This is a genomic window from Polaromonas naphthalenivorans CJ2 (assembly GCF_000015505.1).
GTDB classification, from domain to species: domain Bacteria; phylum Pseudomonadota; class Gammaproteobacteria; order Burkholderiales; family Burkholderiaceae_C; genus Polaromonas; species Polaromonas naphthalenivorans.
Genome location: NC_008760.1, coordinates 20,745 through 41,552, shown reverse-complemented (window position 1 = coordinate 41,552; position 20,808 = coordinate 20,745). Strand labels below are relative to the sequence as shown.

12 protein-coding genes, 9 pseudogenes and 1 riboswitch are annotated in these 20,808 nt (G+C 56.1%); of the genes and pseudogenes, 10 read left to right on the top strand and 11 right to left on the bottom strand.

The features are described from left to right. Positions 1-26: 26 nt before the first annotated feature. Together PNAP_RS23845 and PNAP_RS26495 are read right to left on the bottom strand one after the other, a co-directional pair. The gene (locus PNAP_RS23845) at positions 27-1,070 is read right to left on the bottom strand and encodes a DUF475 domain-containing protein (protein WP_041377801.1); all 1,044 of its coding nucleotides are present in this window, start codon (positions 1,068-1,070) and stop codon (positions 27-29) included. 239 nt (positions 1,071-1,309) lie between these two features. Further along, complete coding sequence (locus PNAP_RS26495) at positions 1,310-2,254, bottom strand: lysozyme inhibitor LprI family protein (protein WP_011798440.1); 945 nt, start codon at positions 2,252-2,254, stop codon at positions 1,310-1,312. Between the two features lie 229 nt (positions 2,255-2,483). Between PNAP_RS26495 and PNAP_RS23840 the strand changes: the two genes are divergently transcribed. The 3 genes and pseudogenes from PNAP_RS23840 to PNAP_RS23825 form a co-directional block, all read left to right on the top strand. Next, complete coding sequence (locus tag PNAP_RS23840) at positions 2,484-2,711, top strand: hypothetical protein (RefSeq protein ID WP_041377766.1); 228 nt, start codon at positions 2,484-2,486, stop codon at positions 2,709-2,711. A 68-nt stretch (positions 2,712-2,779) separates the two neighbouring features. Then, positions 2,780-3,645, top strand: a pseudogene (locus tag PNAP_RS28085) (IS3 family transposase); the annotation flags it as partial. A 120-nt stretch (positions 3,646-3,765) separates the two neighbouring features. Then, positions 3,766-4,440: pseudogene (locus PNAP_RS23825) on the top strand (IS5 family transposase); the annotation flags it as partial. 22 nt (positions 4,441-4,462) lie between these two features. On the opposite strand, the gene PNAP_RS23820 reads toward PNAP_RS23825, so the two are convergent. After that, the gene (locus PNAP_RS23820; RefSeq protein WP_011798435.1) at positions 4,463-5,743 is read right to left on the bottom strand and encodes an IS5-like element ISPna3 family transposase; all 1,281 of its coding nucleotides are present in this window, start codon (positions 5,741-5,743) and stop codon (positions 4,463-4,465) included. Positions 5,744-5,811: 68 nt separating this feature from the next. Between PNAP_RS23820 and PNAP_RS27805 the strand changes: the two are divergent. Together PNAP_RS27805 and PNAP_RS26695 are read left to right on the top strand one after the other, a co-directional pair. Then, positions 5,812-5,964, top strand: a pseudogene (locus PNAP_RS27805) (IS5/IS1182 family transposase); the annotation flags it as partial. 141 nt (positions 5,965-6,105) lie between these two features. Further along, positions 6,106-6,279, top strand: a pseudogene (locus tag PNAP_RS26695) (transposase); the annotation flags it as partial. A 154-nt stretch (positions 6,280-6,433) separates the two neighbouring features. On the opposite strand, the pseudogene PNAP_RS27435 reads toward PNAP_RS26695, so the two are convergent. Further along, positions 6,434-6,657 (bottom strand): annotated as a pseudogene (locus PNAP_RS27435) (transposase domain-containing protein); the annotation flags it as partial. 287 nt (positions 6,658-6,944) lie between these two features. Here PNAP_RS27435 and PNAP_RS26480 point away from each other — a divergent pair. Continuing rightward, complete coding sequence (locus PNAP_RS26480; RefSeq protein WP_157040548.1) at positions 6,945-8,219, top strand: VWA domain-containing protein; 1,275 nt, start codon at positions 6,945-6,947, stop codon at positions 8,217-8,219. Between the two features lie 66 nt (positions 8,220-8,285). Here the strand turns inward: PNAP_RS26480 and PNAP_RS26475 are convergent. Next, a pseudogene (locus PNAP_RS26475) lies at positions 8,286-8,480 on the bottom strand (IS4 family transposase); the annotation flags it as partial. Positions 8,481-8,519: 39 nt separating this feature from the next. Continuing rightward, a pseudogene (locus tag PNAP_RS23805) lies at positions 8,520-9,478 on the bottom strand (IS110 family RNA-guided transposase); the annotation flags it as partial. A 367-nt stretch (positions 9,479-9,845) separates the two neighbouring features. Continuing rightward, a riboswitch (SAM-I-IV-variant riboswitch) is annotated at positions 9,846-9,955 on the top strand. A 208-nt stretch (positions 9,956-10,163) separates the two neighbouring features. Here PNAP_RS23805 and tnpC point away from each other — a divergent pair. Further along, positions 10,164-11,504 carry an IS66 family transposase gene (tnpC, locus tag PNAP_RS23800; protein WP_232290869.1) on the top strand — a complete coding sequence of 447 codons (1,341 nt, stop codon included), beginning with the start codon at positions 10,164-10,166 and terminating at the stop codon, positions 11,502-11,504. A gap of 12 nt (positions 11,505-11,516) precedes the next feature. On the opposite strand, the gene PNAP_RS23795 is transcribed toward tnpC, so the two are convergent. Beyond that, positions 11,517-13,586: a recombinase family protein gene (locus tag PNAP_RS23795; RefSeq protein ID WP_011798428.1), complete on the bottom strand. Its 2,070-nt coding sequence runs from the start codon at positions 13,584-13,586 to the stop codon at positions 11,517-11,519. A 197-nt stretch (positions 13,587-13,783) separates the two neighbouring features. On the opposite strand from PNAP_RS23795, the gene PNAP_RS23790 reads away from it, so the two are divergent. The 3 genes and pseudogenes from PNAP_RS23790 to PNAP_RS23780 all read left to right on the top strand — a co-directional run bounded on the left by PNAP_RS23790 (position 13,784) and on the right by PNAP_RS23780 (position 16,077). Continuing rightward, on the top strand, positions 13,784-14,095 hold the full coding sequence (locus PNAP_RS23790; RefSeq protein WP_041376462.1) for a hypothetical protein: 312 nt from the start codon (positions 13,784-13,786) through the stop codon (positions 14,093-14,095). Between the two features lie 2 nt (positions 14,096-14,097). Then, positions 14,098-14,301: pseudogene (locus PNAP_RS23785) on the top strand (transposase domain-containing protein); the annotation flags it as partial. 300 nt (positions 14,302-14,601) lie between these two features. Then, on the top strand, positions 14,602-16,077 hold the full coding sequence (locus tag PNAP_RS23780; protein ID WP_041377765.1) for a DNA-primase RepB domain-containing protein: 1,476 nt from the start codon (positions 14,602-14,604) through the stop codon (positions 16,075-16,077). A 415-nt stretch (positions 16,078-16,492) separates the two neighbouring features. Here PNAP_RS23780 and PNAP_RS23775 read toward each other — a convergent pair. The 4 genes and pseudogenes from PNAP_RS23775 to PNAP_RS23760 form a co-directional block, all read right to left on the bottom strand. Beyond that, positions 16,493-18,714 (bottom strand): annotated as a pseudogene (locus PNAP_RS23775) (DEAD/DEAH box helicase). A 37-nt stretch (positions 18,715-18,751) separates the two neighbouring features. Continuing rightward, complete coding sequence (locus PNAP_RS23770) at positions 18,752-18,958, bottom strand: hypothetical protein (RefSeq protein ID WP_157040546.1); 207 nt, start codon at positions 18,956-18,958, stop codon at positions 18,752-18,754. A 1,074-nt stretch (positions 18,959-20,032) separates the two neighbouring features. Further along, a complete protein-coding gene (locus tag PNAP_RS23765) occupies positions 20,033-20,434 on the bottom strand; it encodes a type II toxin-antitoxin system MqsA family antitoxin (RefSeq protein WP_011798425.1) in 402 nt (133 codons plus the stop codon). Between the two features lie 2 nt (positions 20,435-20,436). Further along, positions 20,437-20,739 carry a type II toxin-antitoxin system MqsR family toxin gene (locus PNAP_RS23760; protein ID WP_011798424.1) on the bottom strand — a complete coding sequence of 101 codons (303 nt, stop codon included), beginning with the start codon at positions 20,737-20,739 and terminating at the stop codon, positions 20,437-20,439. Between the last annotated feature and the right edge of the window lie 69 nt (positions 20,740-20,808).

Sequence of the window (20,808 nt, the reverse complement as noted above, 5' to 3'; positions counted from 1 at the left end):
ATTGAATAAAAAGATTATCTCGAGAATCAGGAATAACTGATTTCCATGGCCCTCTGGCGCTTGTAATGAACTGAAGACCACAAAGACAGGCAAATGAAGGCTACGCCCGACAAGCCAGTAAACCATTCTGAGATATGAAACTTCACGCTGGCTAGCATTATTAGTGCCAGAATTCCGATAGCGTAATGCGCACCATGTTCTAGGTAGACGAATTCTTCTAGGGTGCCCTTATGAACCAAAAATACCGTCATTGAACGTACAAACATCGCGCCAATAGCCAACCCTAGCATGATGATCACGACATCACTCGTGATGGCAAATGCACCGATAACGCCGTCAAAGCTGAAGGAGGCATCCAGAACTTCCAAATAAAGAAAACCGCCAATACTGCCCCGTTTAATAGCTGTGCCAATCACTGGATCATGTTCTTCAGCTTCAAGCAAACCGCTTAGAAAACTAACAGCTAAATAGACGGCAATACCACTTATGCCAGCCATTAGGACTGAAAGTTTTTGCACTTCTGGTACCAGTGTCATGCAGCCAAATACAGCCAGCATTGCCACCAGTGTAGATAATCCTTCATTGCCATGCTTACCAAGCTTTTCTTCAATCCAACCCAGCCAATGTAAATCTTTTTCCTGATCAAATAAAAAATTTAAAAAGACCAGCAAAAGAAATGATCCGCCAAAGGCGGCGACCTGTGCATGATTGGCTGTTAAATGCCGGGAATACTCTTCGGGTGTATTAAGAGCCATTGTCATGACATCGAGCAACCCCAGGCCGGTGGCTATTGAGACGATCAATATCGGAAATACTAGACGCATCCCAAACACCGCAATAATAATTCCAACAGTTAAGAAAAGTTTTTGCCAGAATGGATTCCATGTGCGTAAAACAGATGCATTAACAACAGCATTATCAAAAGAAAGAGAGACCTCCATGACAGCGAGAATGCTAACAACAAATAAAGCTTGAAGTGCACCTGTTGTTCCACCTAAACCGTATCCCCAAAATGCTCCTAATCCCAAAAGGATGAGCGTGATAAAAAAAGATATTTTAAAATGTTTCATAATTAAATATTGACAGGCATTAGTAATAAACCACATGCAAGTTAAAGCTCATACGCAAATGTTATTTTGTTTTTTTATAAGTGAGTAGCTAGATCATTTCACTATCTCGAAGATCAACGCTTTTAAATCTTGCTGAGATCCTAAGTAAATGCTGAAAAACCATCTAAATCTAAATCTAAATCTAAATCTAAATCTAAATCTCAAATAACATTGACTTATGACCGTATTTCAATATTTCATCAAGATGTTTTTAAAAGTTTTAGATCTAAATAGTCGGTTCTTTTTTGTGTCATTTCTACTTCGCATAAAAGTCTGACAGTTTCTTGTGCAGTCAAGTCTGTAGCCTGCTCTGCTACTCCTTTGGTCTTGCAATCCAATTCACGTCGTTTCAACCAAACGCGTTGTTCAGGCAACATGGCTTCACGTTCGATTTTACTAATCGCATTCCAAGCGACATTAATTTTGGCATTCGCTTGAGTAATTGCTAATTGCGCCTCTTCAAGTTGCAGGCTCGCATTTTTTGCTCTCAGGGTTTTCTGTATTTCCTCTGCTTGCCGCTGCTCAGTTTCAGATTGCTGCTTCTGAATTTCAGCCTGCTGAATTTTCGCCTGTGCGGCATCTCTTTCACTGGCTTTTAGTGCTTCTGCCGATTCAACTACTGTTTTCAAGAGGGCAGAAGATGCAATTTCAGCGGCGATCAAAAGCGGCTTTTGATTACCTTGAAGCTCAGCAAATACTTTTTTCCCGTCGTCAGTGGGTTGCACAGAGTATTCAAAATCACCAATCAGCTTGTAAGCTTCAAATTTCAGGCCAGAATCTCGTACGAATTCAGTCGATGGTTTGTAGCTAATGGACTTTCGCACCTTGTCCGCATCCTGAATAACTGCTTCCGAAAATTGAACCCCAATTGTTGCTGAACAAAATACCTTGCTACTGTTTGGATCTTTTTTAGATGTTCTAATATCTCCTAAAGAGATCTTAAATTGTGCAACCAAGGCATTGATCGCAGATGTGTCCACATCTTTTTTAGTGCCTTTAACTTCCGTCTCAATTTTCTCTGCCAACGATGATGCGATCAAAGATCTAGCAACTGATGTCGCAGTCTCATCGCTGCAAGATGCTTCATTCTTGGCACATCCCACGAGAACGCTCAAAAGAATGCAACTGACACAAATCAACTTCATATATATTTTTCTCTTTGATTAATTTTCTTGGCACTAGTGGAGTTACTTCAGCGCTGGGTAGCCAACTACTGAAATTCTTCCTGTAAAAGCAATCAGCGACACGCAGATGATGTGACCCCGAGTACTCCAACATTTCTACTCATGTTTTGCCTTGTATCAACGCATACCGCAAGATCGAATTGATTTATTCGAGGTCCAAAACCGCTACAAATATTGGAACAATTTACATATGATAGCTTCTTTTACTCAACTTTCTTGTTTTAGAAATCAGCTATTTGATAGGAGTTATGCGCTTCAGCGTTTTGTTCTGGTTTACGGCGGCATAAACAAGTGCAAATTCAGCGACATTGACCGCATTGATTTCCTGATCTCCAGCCTGCTCACCTTCTCCTGTACGCAAGTGGCGCGGATGCAAACTAAGCAGGATAAAGCGCCCGCGCACGATGCGATGACCTGACCTGCCCCCTCCTAGCCGTACCAACCTGAAGTTGGTGAAGTCCGTCAACTACCAGGAGAATGACGGACATGAAGAACAGCAGATTTACCGAAGAACAAATCATCGGGTTCCTGAAGCAGGCCGAGGCCGGGCTGCCGATCAAGGAGCTGTGCCTTAGCGGCGGCTTCAGCGATGCAACTTTTTATAAGTGGCGTGCCAAGTTTGGGGGCATGCAAGTCTCCGAGGCCCAGCGCCTGCGTGAACTGGAATCGGAGAATGCCAAGCTCAAGCGGCTGCTGGCCGAAGCCCACCTGGACATGCACGCGCTCAAGAGCGTCCTCGGGGTAAAGCGCTAGCCCCACAGGTCAGGCGTGAGGCGATTCGGATCATGGTCATCAAGCACCATTTTCCCGAGCGTCGAGCATGCCGACTTGTGGGGCTCTCCCGGGACAGCTACCGCCATCCACCGAAGGCCGACCAGGCTACGTTGGATCTGCAGGAAAAAATCGTGGAGATTGCCCATGTGCGCCGCCGCTTTGGATACCGGCGCATCCACGACCTGTTGCGCCCGCAGTTCCCCGGTGTCAATCACAAGCGGGTGTATCGCCTCTACTGCGAGGCCGACCTGGCCGTGCGCCGGCGCAAAAAAGCCAAGCGGCCCGTGAACGAGCGCGTGCCGCTGCAACTGGCACGCACGGTCAACGAGGTCTGGAGCATGGATTTTGTGAGCGACAGCCTCTCAAGCGGACGGCGCCTGAAATACCTCACCGTGGCCGACGACTTCAGCCATGAGAGCGTGGACATCGCCGTGGACTTTGGCATCTCGGGCCAGTACGTGACCCGTGTGCTCGATCAGGCTGCACGATTTCGCGGTTATCCGCAGGCCGTTCGCACTGACAACGGCCCGGAGTTCACCAGCCGGGCTTTCATGGCCTGGGTGCACCGTGGAGTTGAAAGACACGCTTGGCCAGATCAATGCCCAGAAGATCAATTTCCATGATGAACCTCCAGATAAGAAAGGTTGACAAGGGGCGCTCAGTTTCCTTGAAAGGAGGCGCCGGGTCGATCTCAGTAGCAGTGGTTCGGCCTGTCGGATCCGGCGATGGAGGAGGCTTTCGTGGACGTGCCGCTGTACGGCGAGTTTGCCCGGCTGGAGGGCCGCTTGCCCGATGAGAGCACCATCCTGAGGTTTCGCCACCGGCTGGAAAAGCACAAGCTGGCCGATGACATTTTCGCCACCATCAACGACGCGCTGCGCGCGCAAGGCTTGCTGCTCAGGGCGGGCATGGTCGTGGACGCGACGTTGATTGCCGCGCCGAGTTCGACGAAGAACAAAAGCAAAAAGCGCTATCCCCAGATGCATTCGAGCAAGAAGGGCAACCAGTGGTACTTCGGGATGAAGGCGCACATTGGCGTGGACGCTGAGTCCGGCCTGGTGCATACCGTGCGCGGCACGGCAGGCCATGTGGGCGATGTCACCGAAGGCAACGCCTTGCTCCATGAGCAGGAAACCGTTGTCTTTGCCGATGCCGGCTACCAAGGTGCCGACAAACGCTCTGATGCCAGGCCAGACGTGCGCTGGCAGGTGGCCATGCGCCCGGGCAAGCGCAAAAAGCTCGACAAGGCGGGCAACCCCATCGATGTGCTGCTGGAGAAGGCCGAAAAGCTCAAAGCGGGTATTCGGGCCAAGGTCGAGCATCCGTTTCGCGTCATCAAGTGCCAGTTTGGATTTGTCAAAGTGCGCTACAAAGTCCACGCTGAACAATTCAGTTTTACGGCGCGACAGGAGAGACATGCAGCTTCTTGAGCATCAGCCGGATGTTGTGGCCCGCGCCGCACAGCACGGCGTGCAAGGCGTCACCCAGCGTACCTTTGAGCGGATTTCGGGCCAGCCGTCCCTTCATCTTCATGTGCCCAATGGTCGGCTCAATGGCACTTCGCCGCTTGATCATCGCCTTCATGGCTCGGGTGACGCCCCGGCGCTGGCCTGAGCGCAGAATCTGTACTCCCTCGACCTGCGCGCCCCGGTAGCCCTTGTCCACGATGGCCATGCCGGGCCTTTGCTCGGCGAGGATTTCGACCTGCTCAATGGCTTCGTCGAGCGTGTGCCCGTCATACGGATTGCCCGGCATGCTGCGCATCCCGACCACCAGGCCCTCCTTGAGCGTGGTGGCAATCGTCACTTTGACCCCAAACTCGTAGGGCGTTCTGGCCTTGCCCTTCGAGATGCACTCTGCCTCTGGTGCGTGCAGCGCATACAGTTTGTTCTTGTCCCTGGGCTGTTGCGTCAGGATGCGGCCCACGCGGTGCAGCAGGTCCCGGGCTTTGTGCCGCGCCTGCTCTGGCAGCTGAGCGAGCTTGCGAGTGACTTCACGGTACACGCGGCCCACCCGGATTCTCAGCGCCTTGAGGGTTTTGCGCATGCGCTTGAATTGCCTGGCATGGGCATAGCGGCCGATCTGCGCGGCCATGCGCGGCGCCTGCTGGTTGTAGTTCTGGCGTAGCTGCAGACTGTGTTCATCAGCGAGCCTGACCAGGTGCTGGCGGCTTTTCTCCAGCAAGCGGCTGTCGGTCGGGTGAGCGATGGCTTTGGGCATGACGGTGGTATCGACGATGATTTTGTCCAGGCTGCTTTTCTTGATCAGGCCGGCCGCACGGGCCGCTTCGATGGTGACGGCCAGCAAGACCTCGACGCCTTCTTCGCCAATGCGCTTTCTCCAGCGCGTCAGGCTGGAGGGGTCGATGGGCAACTCGGTCTGCAGGTAGGTTTCGCCGCAGAAGTATTGCCAGTAAGGGTTTTCCAGCCAGGTCGCCACCACCGCTTCATCGCTGGCGTCGTTGGCATGCTGCAGATACAGCAGGCCCGCGACCAGGCGAGGACTCAGTGCAGGGCGCCCTCGGCTTGAAGTGAAATGGGCGCCAAAACTGCGTTCGATCTCCTCCCAGTTCATCAGGTTGGCCAGCCGAACCAGGGGGTGGCTCATCTTGAGCTGCTCGTCCAGGCGGGGACGGGGCAACTCGTCCGTCTGAGGTGTGCGCGGTCTGGGTCCCATGAAAACCTTGTCGAAATTTGCAAGAAATCAAATGGATGGCATTTATTTTCCTGCAAATCCAAACTTCACCAATCCGTAAATTCCCCAGACAGATCAAGAGCTTGCGTGTTTTTCAGGTGGACTACAAAGGCTTGAAGAAAAACACGCTGCAACTCAAGACGCTGTTTGCGCTGTCGAACCTGTGGATGAGTAGGAATCGCTTGATGCAGGCGCAGGCATGAGTGCGTCTGAAAACCGGGTAGTGCCCGCAAAAGAATGGAGAAATGCGCATGCGGGCGACAAAAACAAGAATGTTTTGCCTGAAATCCTATCCCTTGAAAATCAACGTGCTATTACTTCAGTTGGAAGCGAGTTATGCAGACCTTCCCAAGCGCAGCGAGTTGCACAAGTTTGCCGTCATTCCCAGGCGCTGGGTCGTTAAGCGCAGCTTTGCCTGGCTGGAAAAGAACCGGCGGCTGTGGAAAAACTGCGAACGCCACCTCAACACCAGCTTGCAGTTCATCCATATGGCGTTTTTGGCCCTGTTGCTTAGAAGATCGTACACACGTTCTTCGCGCCTCTTGGCAGTCGGTGCAGTTTGGCCGTCATGCTTGGGTTACTGTAGCGAAATGGGTGGACACGCTGTGGCCTACATCACGCCGCGCGCGCCATGTCTTGCGTTTCCGAAGCCGCTTGTCCCGGGGGTCTGAGTTACTCGGCGACCCGCCAGGGCCGAAACTCGTCAATCCGGTTGATCGGATGGTCAGCGATGCGCTCCAGCACATCGTGCAGGTAGGCCTGGGGTCAATGCCGCCCAGCTTGCACGAGCCGATCACGGCAGCGCGCTCGCCGCCGGCGTCCGAGCCAAAGTGCAGGTAGTTTTTGCGCCCGAGGACTGTATCGCGCAAGGTCTGTTGCAGCACCCGGCCATCAATCACACCGCAGAGGTCTGGCGCTGCTTTCGCAGCTGATTACGTATACCACGAATGTGGCCATGCCGCCTTCTGAGCTGATCGTCGCAAATGCGCTGCGATCCATCCTCCCGGAATTTATAGCGGTTCCCGCTTTGACTCCTGACCTGACGAAAATCATGGCTAAATACCCCTGCCATGACTCGCCCTCTGAAGGGGAACGGACGGTTGCGTGAACAGGGGTGAAAACTTGGCACTGTCCAGTATATTCAAAGCCGCTTTTTTAAAATAAACATTACGAGTTGAAAATTATGAAAATTCTAAAAGGTCAACGCATATCCATCGCTAAATTTTTGCCAAATACAAACCATGCGTTTCAAATTGAATTATCGATAACAGGAATATCTGTTGATTTTTCATGCTTTGGTTTGAATGCGAATGGCAAATTATTGCGTGATGAATACATGATATTTTTCAATCAACCAAAAACGTCATGCGGCGGTATTTCGCTATCGTTTACAAATAACTTGGCAATGTTTGCGTGTGATTTGAATAAATTACCTGCTACCGTTGAATCGCTTAGTTTTACGGCGGCAATTGATGCTTCGCAAACTATGAATCAAATGCAATCGGGTTATTTTAGGTTTTTAAGTAATAATTCAGAGATAGGGCGATTTAATTTTTACGGTTCAGACTTTAATAACGAAAAATCATTAATGCTTGGTGATATTTATCGTAAAAATGGTGAGTGGCGTTTTAATGCTTTTGGGCAAGGTTTTAATGGAGGATTGAGTGCGTTGCTTGAGCATTTTGGCGGTGAAGAAGACATCACGCCACTCGTTTCATCTGTCCAAAAAGTTCAATTATCGAAAGCGCTATCGCTTGAAAAAAAGTTAGAAAAAGAAGCTCCACAACTTTTAAGTTTGGCAAAAAAACTGTCAATTTCGTTAGAAAAAAATCAGCTTCAAGATGTTATCGCAAAAGTGGCGATTGTTATTGATGCTTCAGGTTCTATGTCTGCATCGTATAAGAATGGAACAATTCAAGCGGTTATAGATCGAATTGTTCTACTTGCAGCGCGTTTGGACGATGATGGCAATTTAGACACCTGGTTTTACGCTTCAAGCCATAAGAAATATTTAGATATGACAATAAGTAATGTGAAAGATTATTTGGATAAAAATACGGAAAGTGGTTTTTTGGGGATTATAAAAGGATTGGGAGTTGGGAATAACGAACCACCTGTTATGCAAGAGGTTTTAGAAACCTACAAAAACTCCAATTTACCTGCATTGGTTATTTTTATAACTGATGGCGGCATTGATAAAGCGAGTAGTATTAAACAAATTTTGATTGAGGCTTCAAATTATCCGATTTTTTGGCAATTTGTTGGTGTTGCTGGTTCAGGTTATGGTATTCTTGAAGAATTGGATAATATGAAAGGACGCGCAATTGATAATGCGGGTTTCTTTGCTGTCGATGACTTAAAAAAAATTAAAGATGAAGAACTTTATAATCGTTTATTAAGCGAGTTTCCTGTTTGGCTAAAAGAAGCTAAGAAAAAAGGAATTCTTGCGAATAATTAAGAATTCGACCATGTGTTTTGTTCTAATTCCAGTTATTGATTTTGATGCTTTTCAATCTCTTTCAATTCATTTCGTTATACACAACTCCCTGACGCCAGCGAGAAAGTCCAAGATGCGCTGCATGCCCAGCCAGATGATCTTGACACTTAGCTCACCGTCGCCTTTTCGCGCCAGAAAGCCACCGAGCCGGGCCACCAGGTGCACCACCTCGTTGAGCTTGGGCGGCGTGTCCGGTGGGCGTTTTTGGTTCAGAATGAATGCAGGCGGTGATATTTTCCTACAGAATTTTCTAGGGCTCCGGCTTACCACCTCTTTTTGCCAGCCGCAGCACTCTCGCAGGCGCTGCGCCCATGAGAAATAGGGTCAGCCGGCTCTCGATGGATCAACGCCACGGACTTGGCACCCTGAATCAACAGGGTGCGTAAATACGTGTCGCCCTGTTTGGTGATGCTGCCCAGGCTGGTTTTGCCGCCGCTGGAGTGCTGGCGCGGAGTCAAGCCCAGCCCGGCCTCGAACTGGGCGCCGTTCTTGAACTGCTTGATGTCGCCCACCGTCGCCACGACCGCTGAGGCGGTGACGGGGCCAATGCCCTTGAGCTCGGCCGCACGGTGCACCTGCTCGTTGTCCTTTTGGTGAGCAGCAATGCGCTGGTCGCACCATTGAAGGTGCTGGTCGATTTCTTTCCAGTGTTCCTGCGCCCTTTGCAGCACCAGTCGGGCCATGCTGGCAATATAGTTGCCGGCATCCTCGATCAGCTCGCTCAAATGGTGCTCGAGCACCTCTGGCTTTTGCGGCACCACCATCCCGAACTCGGCAAGCAATCCACGGATGCGGTTGATGCAGGCGACTCGCTCTTCCTTAAGCCCTTCACGCAGGCGATGCATGCATAGCATGCTTTGCTGGGCGATCGTCTTGGGCGGCACGAAGTTCATGTGCGGCCGCGAAGCCGCTTCGCAAACCGCTGCCGCGTCATTGGCGTCATTCTTGCCGCTCTTGCCTTGCGTCCAGTACGGCGCCACGAACTGCGCTGCAATTATGCGGGTATCGAGGCCGCGCTCGCGCAACTGGCGGCACCAGTGATGGGCACCGCTGCACGCCTCCATCGCCACCAAGTAACTTGTGGGCAACTGAGCGCACCATTGCAGGAAGTTCTCCCGTTTCACGGCGGGATTCGTCATCACTTTGCCTGCCACGTCCACAGCATGGACCTGAATGAGATTTTTCGCCAAATCAACGCCGACTCGTGTCATGTTGCTCATGGGACTTCTCCTTCCAAAATGGTTGCAGAATGGCCTTCCAACACGCCAATCTTGGCACTCCGATGCCGTTACCGGGAAGTGGGAAGTCCCTTGGTGTTCAGTCACGCGTCTTTGCGATCCAGTTTGAATAAATCGTCGTAATACCCATGTCCCTCCCTGTCTTTCCATTTCGGTGAAGTTCTATTATTTTCTAGCTAAGGCTCACAGTATGAGCTTGCTTCCGAGAATTCCGACTGCAAAATGGCTGACCAATTCCGGTACAGTCAGCCAAATAGCGCAATTAATATGCGTAACGGTAGAAAAACTAATGCTTTAGTCTGCCTTCTACGATGCCTGCCCGGAGTTTAGTCTTTTGCGTTTAAAATTGGTTCAACATCAGGAGTTGGACAGTAGTGTCCACGCCAACCTGCCTACTCGGGCAAGGTGGTATCGCTTATGCAGATGGGGCCTTTAAACAAGGTAACCAAACGAGTCCCTTTGCCGTCGCGCCATCTGGCATGACGGCAAGGAGCCAGTGACCTGATGCCTGGCTTTATTTTCCATCAGAAGGTTAAAACCACCGGCTTCCAGCCGGTCAGCTTCAGCTGAGAAAATGAGGATGCTGGAGGTTGGTGATGGACTACAGATACGGAAGCCATACGGTATTTCAGATCGAGTCAGTCTGGGCCCTGAGGCCGCTGCAGCGTTGGCGGCCAAGGTTCTCCAGCACATTGGCCAGCAAAGCCAGCAAATTGACTCGCAGGCGAAGACCATCGAGTTCAAGGAAGCGCGTATCCAGAGCATCCTGTTTGAGCTGCGCCGCCTGAAGGCTTGGCGCTTTGATGCCAAGACCGAGCGCATGAATGCTGAGCAGCGCCAGTTGTTTGAAGAAACGCTGGCGGCCGACCAGGCGGATTTGGAAGCACAACTTGCAGCACTGAAGGCGGTCGCCAAGGATTCTGGCGACACGGCAGACACCGAGCATGACACCCGCCGTAAGCCCAAACGTCAAGCCCTGCCAGAACACCTCAAACGGGTCGAACACCACCACGAGCCAGAGAACACAACCTGCGGATGCGGTCAGGCCATGGTGCGTATCGGTGAAGACGTGAGCGAACGCCTGGACATCATTCCAGCCGAATTCTTCGTGCACCGCCACATCCGCGGCAAATGGGCCTGCAAGTGCTGCCAGACCCTGGTACAAGAACCGGTGGGGCCACAGATCATCGACAAAGGCATGCCCACGGCAGGCCTGGTGGCACACACTGCCGTGAGCCGCTTCGTCGATCACATTCCGTATTACCGGCAAGAACAAATCAACGCCCGCTCTGGCGTTCACACGCCGCGCTCGACGCTGGCATCGTGGTCTGGCCAGGCAGGCGCTGCCCTTGTGCCCCTGTATGCGGCGCACCGGGAGTTTGTCCTCAGCTGCGCGGTGGTTCATGCCGACGAGACGCCAGTGGCCATGCTGGACCCCGGCGCGGGCAAGACCAAGCGGGCCTACGTCTGGGCTTATGCTAGAAGCGGCTTTGATGTTTCACCCGGCGTGGTGTATGAATTTTGCCTGGGCAGAGGGGCCAAGTACCCGCTTGAATTTCTCAAGGGCTGGTCGGGCACGCTGATCTCCGACGGGTACGGGGTGTACGACCAGGTCCTGAAGCAGGAGAGCCGCGTCGGCGCAGCTTGCCTGGCGCACGCGCGTCGCAAGTTTGATGAACTGGTCAAGGACCGCCTGAGTCCGGTGGGCACGCAAGTGATACAGCGCATTGCCGCGCTCTACCAGATCGAGCGCCAGGTCAAAGGCTTGTCGCCCGAAGATCGACTCTCTATCAGGCAATCGAGCGCAAAGCCGCTTTGCAAGGACCTGCACGCCTGGCTGAAGCGGGAGAGGCAACGCGTGCCCGAGGGCAGTGCCACGGCCAAAGCGATTGACTACAGCCTGAACCGCTGGGAAGCGCTGACAACTTATCTGGCCGACGGCAACGTCCAGATTGATAACAACCATCTCGAAAATCTGATTCGGCCATGGGCAATGGCGTGTTCATAATGCCCCTCTTCGTTAAGTGCTTGAAAACATTGACATCTGCTTCTCGCTGACGGCCCGACACGGGCTGAGTGTTCGCGCGATGGCGTCAATCACCCGCTGCTCGAGCAGGTCGCTGGCCCGAATCTGATACGGCGCCCGCGGCACCACCTGTTCGGCCGGCAGCAATCCCTCCTTGATCAGGCGCCGAATGCGGTGGTTGTTGACCCCGAGCTTGGCAGCCGCTTCTGACATGGTCAACCACTGCCCGTCCTTCTCGGCCGAGCGGTACGCATGGATGTCGTTGACCCTGCGCACGGAGCTCACGCGATGCGCGGTCCACGTCTTGGCCTGGCCCGTGGGCAGTCCCATGCGATTGAGCGTCGCGGCGATGTGCTCGTCAGACCACTTGCCTGCCATGCTGCGCATGACGGCCAGGGCTTCATCGGGCGTGCGGCAGCCGTGCTCGCCTGTGCGTGGCTTGACGACCCTCACCTGCGAATGCTGGCCTCCGCGCCAGTGAATCGTCAGCACGACCTCGCGGGCCTGGTCGTCGACATCGGCAACGATGTCCTTGACGAGTGTGCGCAGCAACTGCTGGCGCGCGCGCATGGTCACGCCCGGCGCATCCCACGCGGCCGCGAGATCTTCCTCCAAGCCGGTCAAGTCGGGCCTGGCAGAGGACTGCACCTGCCGGGCCACGTTCAAGCGCTGCTCACAGGCGAGCACGCGCTGCAAAGCAGCCTCCCAGCTCTTCTCCAGTTGTGCGGCAATCAAGCGATGGTCTGGGTCACAGGCCGCGTAGCGGCGCTCTGCCAAACCAGCCTCGTAACGGGCCTGCTGCAACTCCAGCTCCACGATTCGTCGCTGGTCCGCTTGAACTTGCATATACCTCCGCTCAGCCTGCAATGCCGCCTCGACGGCCAAGGGCTCCACAGCGCGCAGCAGCTCCCGGGCAATCGCTTCGTCGGGTCGGCGTGCGCCAAACGTGAAGCATCTCGGCTGAGCGAGCTGAAGATTGGGGCGGTCACATCGGTACACCGGTTGAGGCACCCCGCGCCCCGTATACGCCACCGTCAGGCGCCGCCCACAACGCCCGCAGCACAGCATTCCCGCGAGCAACGCCCGGCCACCGCGCCCGGACTTCGTTCCATCGACTTTACCGTAGGCATTGACGGCAAGCTGCTTTTGATTACGTTCGAACTCGGCCCAGTCGATGTAGGCTTCGTGATGATCCTTGATCATCACGTCCCACCGATCGAGCGGCTTGCCATGCTTGTAGGTCTTGCGAAGTCGCCCTTGCACGAGCGTCGTACGCTTCTCACTCTTGCCGTATGCATAGACGCCGGCATAGAAGGGATTCTTGAGTATCGAGATCACGTTGCGGTAGCGGATCGGCGTCCAGTCAAAGCTCACCATCTTCTTGCCGTCCGAGGGCCGTGGGAAATGGACATCGTCTGCCGCAAGGGAAAGCATCACCTGCCTGGCGCTGCCGAGCGTGCGAAAGCGCGCGAAGATCAACCGGATCGTCTCCTGCAGGCGCATGTCCGGATCCAACCCCAACCCGATCTGCCGGTGCCAGACGTAGCCGATGGGGACACTGATGCGCAATTCACCGCGATGCGCCTTGGCACGAGCCGCTTCGAACATCCTTGCCCTGATCACGCCGAGCTCGAACTCGCTGATACTGCCCTTCATGCCCAGCAGCAGACGGTCGTTGGGCCGGCACGGGTCGTACACGCCGTCCGGGTCAATGACCCGTGCCTCGACCAGGCCACACAGCTCCAGCAGGTGGTGCCAGTCACGTCCATTGCGGGCAAGCCGGGAGGCGTCGAAGCACAAGACGGCGCCGACTTCGCCAGCGCACAACCAGGCCACGAGCCGCTCAAAGCCCGGTCGGTCCACCATACCGCTGGCGGAACGGCCGAGGTCATCGTCGATGACTTCCACCTGCGCAAATCCGAGGCGGCGAGCTTGCGCCACCAGGTCGTACTGCCGGCGCTGGCTCTCCAGGTTGGTCTGCACTTGTGACTGAGTTGACTGGCGCACATAGACGACAGCTTTGCGACGCAGCACTGCGGCCGGCAACAGATCAGAGGTCGTCATGATCACTCCTTTCGGTTTGAAGGCCGGCTGCCTGCAGCAGCAGCGTTGCCAGCCGTGCGACCACGGCGGCCCGTTCGCTCGAGGCCATGTCCCGAAGGACCGGGGACTCGAGGGTCAGGCTCAGCTGGCGTGGGGGAGATGGCTGAAGTGATGCCGATGTCGTCAACCGTCGGCGATGTCCGGGTACATGATGGCTCATGGCGCTCCTCGCAGGTGTGGAAAACACCCGCGCAGCTTCGCCGAAATCCTCGCTGCGACAGCAGCAGGTGCAGCTCGGCCAGCGCGCCCACAGAGGCTTGCGGGGCGCCCAGTTCCATGTGAGCGCAAGCTGCGGCATCGAGCATCCAGGCGGCAACCACGATCACGACGCCGGGTCGCGCCTCCAGGTGGACTACCTCGCCGTTGGCACGCTGCTCGCTGTATTGGCGCTTGAGGCGGCGTCCATACAGCGGATGCCAGCGATAGAAGACTTCAACTTCTTGCCCGACATGGGCACAATGACCCGGTGATTGCAATGGGGCGCCGGGCATGGTTGTTTGCCGGCAGCGAACTGGCCGGCCAGCGGGCCGCCGTCGTGATGAGTTTGTTGCAGTCGGCAAAGCTGCATGGCCATGACCCCTGGGCTTATCTGAAGGATGTGCTAACCAGGCTGCCTGGCCACATGAACTCTCGCATCGACGAACTACTGCCTCACCGCTGGCAACCGCAATCCTGAATCGGCAGCGCGGTCAAGGTGCCGTGCCAAGACGCTTACGAGAAGGCGGCACTCCAGGCGCGCCACCGGACGGCGAGTGACGAGGTGCGCCTGCGGTTTCGCCCCTATCCCGACCTTGAGCAGTGGCATCGGGACCACGAGCACCCAGAGCTTGCCGAACAGTGGCGCCACCGCGCAAGCGAGCCCCAGCATCTCGAGGGCATGAACGGTGGGAAGGCGAGGGTGAAGAAGGGGGGAATAGAAGATCCAGTAACGCCGCGGGACATCGGGGACTACCGCGCAGAGCTACGCGGCCGGCACGTGCACTACTTTCGCAAGGAGGAGGCCGACAAGGGCGGGCAGGCCGCTTTCGTGGACCTGGGACAACGCATTGAGGTCCACGACTGGCGCCACGCGGATGCGACGCTGGCCGCCATGCAGTTGTCGGCGCACAAATGGGGCCGCATCAAGGTGACGGGGAGCGAGGACTTCAAGGCCCTGTGCGCCCGGCTGGCCGCAGCGCATGGTTTTACGATCAGCAATCCCGAGCTGCAGGACAGGATCGCGCAGGAGCGCGAGCGGATACAGCGGTCACTGCAAGAGCGAGCGCAAGAAGAGACGGCGCAGCCAGCGCCCCGGGCGATGGCCTCGGCCCCGATCGAGCAGTTCGAGCAGTTCGAGCGGTATGCGCAAGCGGTCGATGCGCAGCGCTACCGGGTCACGTCGGTTCGCCTGAAGCCGGACGGCGGGCGGATGACATTCTTGCTGGATAAAAGGGCCGGAGTTAGCCAAGGATGCACGCCTGAGGAGGTGCGCCAGCGCATGCCTCGGATGCAGCGGCTGAGCGAGCGCGGGGAGCGCATTGACTACACGCCGCTGTCGGCCGATAAGCATTACCTGTTGATCGACGCGATGAGCCAGGCGAAGCTGGACCAGCTGCTGCAAGACGGCTACCGGCCTGCCGTGGTGCTGCAAAGCAGTCCCGAGCGATTTCAGGCCCTTATCACTGTGAAAAAATTTGGAGCTTTTAACGACGATGAGGTGGGCCGCCAGCTCGCCAGGCAGTTGAACACTGAATACGGCAACCCGGATCTGCTCGGCGGCTGCATCCAGCCGCATCCGGCGCCCGGCTACGTGGATCGCCAGAGTACGCTGCGGCAGGCCGATGGCGCCTGCTGGGAGGTGCGCCTTCTTCAGGCAGAGCGCTGTGAGTGCGCCAAGACGCTTGAGATTGCGTTGCGGATCAGCGCCGAGAAGGGGCAGCAGGCCGCACCGCAGGGGAAGGAGGCGGTGAAGGCAGTGACGCCGTCAGGGCACACGCCGCAGCCCGATCCTGCGCTGGCCTTGGCCACAGCCGCTGCTCTGGACGCTTACTGGCGGCATTACCGGGATGTGCTCAGTCGCCACACCGCAGGGCGGGTCAACCTGTCGCGCGTGGACAGCATGATTGCCGTGCGCCTGCGCGTGACCGGCCACGCACAAGAAGCCATCGCGGACGCCTTGCGGCTGTGCGCCCCCGGCATCCGTGAAACGCTGGAAACGCGTGACTGGCTCGCCTACGCCAGGCGAGCAGCCCGCTTTGCCTTCAGTGCTGCGGGCGACTTGCAAGCGGCCGAGCTTGAAGTGCACCGCCGCGCGTGGGAGATGCTCGGGGGCCGGCACCAGGAGCACAAGGACGGCCAGAACAAGGCGCAGACGATGCAGCGGTCACGCGATGCGCTGAAAGAAATTGAGAGAATGGAAGCGCTGGGCCGCAGTTCGCCAAGACCTAGCGCGCGCCCAAAACGGATCGGCTAAAGCATCCCGCCAGAGCGCTTTGGATCCAGCCAACGAACGTCGTCCCACAGCATCTCCCTGGTCCAGCGAGGGCCTTGAGCGCAAGAGGCGGGGGTACGCAGGCATATCTCTTTCTTTGCCGGACTGGCGTGCGGGGACCGTTCACCAGGAGGCCTGGGGTGGCAAAGGAAAGGAAATGGTCAAGTCGGTGGCGGGCATGCAGCAACGGCGTTCCAGGCAAGGTTCAGTTCAGGCTCAACAACTGGCCGTCGGGCAATGGACTTTTCATTCCCCGGCTACGGATCCCTACAGACGGCTTTGCGCGTTTCACGTTCGCCACATCCGCCTCCTTGGGATGCTCGTGCGGCTTCAGAGCTGTTGGGGTCATGACGGCGCTGTGCTGCCGGGACCCGCACGGTGGGTCCTTGCGCTCTTTCTATCTCACCGCTGTTCTTATCCACTCCAGCGCTTGATCCAGATCCAGATGCTGACTGGCATACGCCTTGCGCAACAGCGCGTCGGGCAGCGCCCAGTCCCATTTTTCGCGGCGCAGGTTCTGCACGTTTTGCAATAGCAGGTCCAGGGAAGGCGCCTCGCGCTGTGCCGCGCCGGCCAGTGCTGCCAGCACCTCTTGGGTGGTGCGCTTTCCCATTCGCACCTCCACGCCCGGACCCGAAGGAGCTGCCGTGAACCCGCGCTCAATCAGCAGGCAGGCAACTGCCTGGTTGGCTGAATCGCCCAGCCAGGTCAGCAGCATCATCTCGGTACCCTGGTCCAGGAAAATTTGGCGTGATAGGTTCATATGCCTGTAGCCGTCTCGTGCCTCTGCCAGGAACCGCTTGGCTGTCTCATCGAGAAATGCGGGCACTTCCTGGCTTTGCAGCAACTCGCGCATACGCTGCCTGACCCGGGTATGCGTACGCGCGCCGCTGCTCGCGAACAAGGGGGGAACGCCCCCTGAGGCTTGCGTGACCTCAATGATTTTTTTGCGCTCATCGACCCGCTCGACCTGCCAGGTCTTGCCTGCAAAGACGATGCGCTGGCCGACAGTCAGCATGAGCATGACGGGAAGGGAACCCAGGGTTTTTGCGCCGGCCACAATCTGGAATTCCTCGTCGGCCATGAAGGCGGCGTAAAAGGTGTGGTGGTTGACGATTTTTTCGCCTACCGGGCCATGCAGCAGGGCGCCAGAAGAGTCCTGGATCAGCAACTCCTTGTGCCCCAGATGGTCAAGCAAGCTGGCAAACTCGGCTGTGGAAATACCGGCAAACGGCGTCTTTGGGGAACACAGCAATCGGTAGAGGTGTTGAGCGGTTGCGCCATTGTGCTGCGCAATCGCCGACAGGAGCTGCTGAATCAACGTGGACAGGTGCATTCCCTGCACCCGGGGTGGCTCGAACCACGTCTCGAGCAACAGCAAAATCATGGCCGTCGTCTGCACGGTGCCCAGGCGCAGCCTGGTCGCCAGCGACGCATTGTCCGACAAGGCGTTTTCAATGCAGTAAGCCCGCAAGATGGCCGCTTCTGGCTTACGCCGGCCAGAGCGGCCCAGCCGCTGACGCAAGCTGGCAACGGACGGGGGCGGGCCGACCTGCGCCACGCACTTGACCGCACCGATGTCGATCCCGAGCTCCAGGGTACTGGTGCAGATGGCGCTGGCCGGGCGTTCCTTTTGCTTTAGCGCCGCTTCCGTGTCATGGCGGAGCTCTCTGGACAGGTTGCCGTGATGCGGCCAGAATTCGCCGGGCACCTTGATCGATTCGCACAGCTGGTTGAGCAGGTGGGTGTAGCGTTCGACCTCGCGGCGCGAGTTGGGAAACACCAGGTTGTTCGAGCCGCGCAGCACCTTGAAAAGGTGGGCTGCGACCTGGGCCGGACAGACGGGTTCGCTTGCCTCTTCATTGTCCTCGTTCTCGTCCTCATCATCCTGCGCGCCCGCCTTGACGACGAGTGGCTCTTCGTAGCCCCTGAGCTGGAGTAGGAGCTCATCCCCGGAAGACCTGGATTCGACCATCGCGACCTGCTCGGCGTGGCCAGGCCGTAGAAACTCTGCCGCCAGCCGCATGTCGCCCAGCGTTGCCGAGAGCCCAATGCGCGGAACGGTTCTGTCCAGTATCCGTTCGATGCGGTGCAGCAGGGACTGGAGCTGCTTGCCCCGCTCCGAACCGATGAACGCATGGAGTTCATCGACCACAAAAAAGGCAGTGTGCGCAAATACCGAGGCTACTGACGAGCCTTTGCCACAAAGAAAGGCTTCGAGTGACTCGGGCGTAATGAGCAGCACACCACACGGCTGGGCCATGAAACGTGTTTTCCGGGAGTATGAAATGTCGCCGTGCCACGGCCAGACCGGAATCTGCAGGGTCTCGCAAAGCCGCTCGAGACGTTCGAACTGGTCATTGATCAGGGCCTTGAGCGGACTGAGTAGACAATCAGGCCCGCGCCATCCTTGTGCAGAAGATGGGTCAGCGCGGGAAAAAAGGCCGCTTCCGTTTTACCCGCCGCCGTCGCCGCTGCAATGATGACGTCGCGGTCGGCCTTCAGGATGAACGGTATGGCCCTTTCTTGCGCATCCCTCAGCGCCTTCCAGCCTTCAAGCCAGATGAAACGCCGAATGCGCTCGTCCAGGAGGTGGTATGAAGATCTGGTTTCGGTCATTGCAGGCAGGTCCGTGAAAATTCGGCCAAAACCGGTGTCAGAGCACGAACGAAGGCAGTTCCTCGTGATCGTCGGAAGCCCCGTCAGTGGCACCTCCCACGTCAGCCGTCACGACGATGGCCTCCAGCAGGTCCTGCCGTAGCACGCCCGGAATTTGTTCCACGACGGCCAGCAGGTTAACGAAGGTGGTGATGGTCGACGGAACGCCAATAGCCCGTCCCGCCAATGCCATTGGCGCGCCCATGCTTGACTTTATTTTTACTGGAATGTTGAACTCCCCTGTTGGCTCATTGCATCAAGAGCGTGCCACGAGACTTTCGGTCTGGCTGCTTTTGATGCTGCATGCACAGCCGTGCAAGCACCTCTGTTGCTACAGATCGTAACGGAAGGTTTATGCCGAAAACGCGCAAACGCCTGTGATCTGAAGAGAATAAAACGACATTTCGGCATTGCCGATGAGTTCACCGGGTTCTTTAGCTGGGTGGAGGCTTGAGCGGGTCATGGCTGGACGTTCGAGGCCACACCACTGGGTTCACGAATCGCTGCAACTGTTCTATCGGTCTGGCAGCGCAAACTGTCGAACCCACGCTTGGGGATACCGCCGCTGGATCACTTCAACCGTGACAACCCCGCACAGGGAACTGGCTTAGAAAAAGGGCCATGAGTGCCTAGGCCAGCGGCGCAAGAGGCAGGCCTGGTCTCGTTGGTAATGACTCACCAGCACCTCCAGCGTTCTGCTTGGACTTCCGTATGCGCAACCGCATGTACGGTGGTGTGAGAGGGCTGAGGGAGTAATTCCTCACCCTACACAATCTCCTGAAATCCAGTAACCTCGAAAACAGACGGTAACGGTTTTTATCAGTGGTTGAGCGGCTTGAAAAAAGCCAGGCGCCGGCGGCGCCACGGGCTGGCTCTGCAAAGGCCAGTCTTTGACCTGCTGAAGTGGAATCCAACTGATATGGCTCGTAACTGAAATCGAGAACCGAGTCTCAAACACGCAAAATTGCGAAGACAGTATTTTTTTGAAGGAGAGCTTGCACCAAGTGATGTGTTGGGTCACAGGTCAAATCGGGGCAGGGACATTCCGACTAGGCTCTTGGGCAATCAGGGGCAGCTTCAGGAAAAGGATCACAGAGTACGTTTAGCCCTGAGCGGCACTTCTACGGCTGGGATGGTGACCTATTCACTATCGAGAACGGTGGTCTGCGAGAAGGCTTGCTGAGAAGGTGGCGCTGCCCTAGCCTTGGTGTGGCCGAGATGTTCTCGAAAACCGTTCTCGCTTAAAGCAGCGCTGAACGGTGAGTTTCGAGAAAAACGGTCAGGTGGTTCTGACCTCGTTGAGTAGATCGGGATGACGCTCAAGCACCTTGAGCAGCTTCACCAAGGCCAAGGACGGCCTGGTCTTGCCGTTTTCGTAGCGTGAGAAGGCATTGACCCCGCCACCGAAGATTTCGGCGGCTTGGCGTTGATCCAGATCGAGCTTCTTGCGCACCCTGGCGATGTAGTCTGGATCGATATAGGCCGCGTTCACCTGGCGCTGGAACTGCCCCAGCAACTCGCTGTATCGGTCGCCGTGCTCACGGTTCAGAATGACCTCGCCGCAGGCCGGGCAGAAGTCGCCTGTCACCGCTGGAATGGTGGCGGTTTCGCCCTTGTAGGTGTAGGGCATATCGCGGGTGTCGTGGATCAGTTCAGCCGCTCCACAGCATGGGCATTTCATGGTCACAGCTCCTTGAAAGAAACGATCAAAACATCATCAATGACGGTCAGCTTCAAGTACACATCGGCACTGTTGGCTGTCTTGGCGCGGTACACATCCTGCCAAATCCGGTGATCGGCGTGGGTCGTCATGCTCTTGTAGAAGTCAGTGGACGTGAGCGACATGACGACAGCACACATTCCAGCCAGGTCATTGATACCCAAGTCACGCGCACCATTGAAGGCGCTGGCCGTGGCCTTGACCCTATCGGCTTCGATCAAGGCTTTCACGACTGACAACTTGCAGTGAGGGGTGCCTTTTTCCATGTTTCACTATAACCTAGTTGGCAAATTTTGCAAGTAGGTTAAATTTCCTTGGCGTGCTTTAAATTCCAA

What these genes read in the sequence shown, in the direction of transcription:
- PNAP_RS26480 (WP_157040548.1), top strand. Translation starts at nt 6,945, where the DNA reads ATGAAAATTCTAAAAGGTCAACGCATATCCATCGCTAAATTTTTGCCA.
- PNAP_RS23795 (WP_011798428.1), bottom strand. Translation starts at nt 13,586, where the DNA reads ATGACGACCTCTGATCTGTTGCCGGCCGCAGTGCTGCGTCGCAAAGCT.
- PNAP_RS23760 (WP_011798424.1), bottom strand. Translation starts at nt 20,739, where the DNA reads ATGGAAAAAGGCACCCCTCACTGCAAGTTGTCAGTCGTGAAAGCCTTG.
- PNAP_RS23845 (WP_041377801.1), bottom strand. Translation starts at nt 1,070, where the DNA reads ATGAAACATTTTAAAATATCTTTTTTTATCACGCTCATCCTTTTGGGA.
- PNAP_RS26495 (WP_011798440.1), bottom strand. Translation starts at nt 2,254, where the DNA reads ATGAAGTTGATTTGTGTCAGTTGCATTCTTTTGAGCGTTCTCGTGGGA.
- PNAP_RS23770 (WP_157040546.1), bottom strand. Translation starts at nt 18,958, where the DNA reads ATGGGCGCGCCAATGGCATTGGCGGGACGGGCTATTGGCGTTCCGTCG.
- PNAP_RS23790 (WP_041376462.1), top strand. Translation starts at nt 13,784, where the DNA reads ATGGCGCTCCTCGCAGGTGTGGAAAACACCCGCGCAGCTTCGCCGAAA.
- PNAP_RS23840 (WP_041377766.1), top strand. Translation starts at nt 2,484, where the DNA reads ATGATAGCTTCTTTTACTCAACTTTCTTGTTTTAGAAATCAGCTATTT.
- PNAP_RS23765 (WP_011798425.1), bottom strand. Translation starts at nt 20,434, where the DNA reads ATGAAATGCCCATGCTGTGGAGCGGCTGAACTGATCCACGACACCCGC.
- PNAP_RS23820 (WP_011798435.1), bottom strand. Translation starts at nt 5,743, where the DNA reads ATGGGACCCAGACCGCGCACACCTCAGACGGACGAGTTGCCCCGTCCC.